Consider the following 835-nt stretch of genomic DNA (forward strand, 5'->3'; position numbering starts at 1 on the left):
GACCGACCCGCCCCCCGGGAGGCGCGCGACGTCGCCCACCCGGCCATCGCCGGTCAAACCACCGCGTTCCGACGACGAAAATCATCTCCCCCGCCGCCACAGCGACACTTCTTCAGCAGCCTGCTAGGTCGGTTGGCTGAGGGCTGGGTCTATTTTCCGTGCCGGTTTCGGGCTGCGACGTTCAGCGTCTGCGAGAGCTGCTCCACCGAGTACGGCTTGTGCAGCAGCGGAAAGCCGTGGGTCCCCTCCTGCGCCAACACGTGACTGTAGCCCGAGGTCAGGATCACCGGCAGGCCGGGATGCAGGCGGCGTATCTCCTTGGCGAGATCGACGCCGTTCATCCCGGGCATCACCACGTCGGTGAACACCACATCGAAGCCGTCGACGTCTTTCGCAAGCTCCGCCAGCGCCTCTCCCGCGTTGGCGGCGAGGATCGGCAGGTAGCCCAACTCGATCAGCGCCTGCACCGAGAAGCTGCCGACGTCCGCGTTGTCTTCGACCACCAGCACACGCGTGTCGTGTCCCACGATCAGGATATCGGGCAACACGGTATCGGCCGGCTTGCGCGACGCGCCGGACACGCGCGGTAAGTACAGCGTGAACGTCGTGCCCTCACCGACCTCGCTCTCGACCGTCACCTCGCCGCCCGACTGCTTGGTGAACCCGAACACCTGCGACAGGCCGAGGCCGGTGCCCTTGCCAACCTCTTTGGTCGTGAAGAACGGCTCGAAGATGTGGTTCAGGCGCTCCGGCGGGATGCCGCTGCCGGTGTCGCTGAGCGAGACCGCCACGTAGGGGCCAGTCACGGCCGGATGGGTGCGCACCGCGGGGATCG

Annotated in this window: 1 protein-coding gene; it reads right to left on the reverse strand. The window is 66.9% G+C overall.

Annotation, left to right across the window (positions count from 1 at the left end; all coding sequences use genetic code 11):
* Positions 1-149 precede the first annotated feature (149 nt).
* On the reverse strand, positions 150-835 hold a 686-nt coding region (locus tag AAHG09_RS31825; protein WP_342112346.1), incomplete at its 5' end, for an ATP-binding protein.

Source organism: Methylobacterium guangdongense (genome assembly GCF_038442355.1).
In the GTDB taxonomy this organism is placed as follows: Bacteria; Pseudomonadota; Alphaproteobacteria; order Rhizobiales; family Beijerinckiaceae; genus Methylobacterium; species Methylobacterium guangdongense.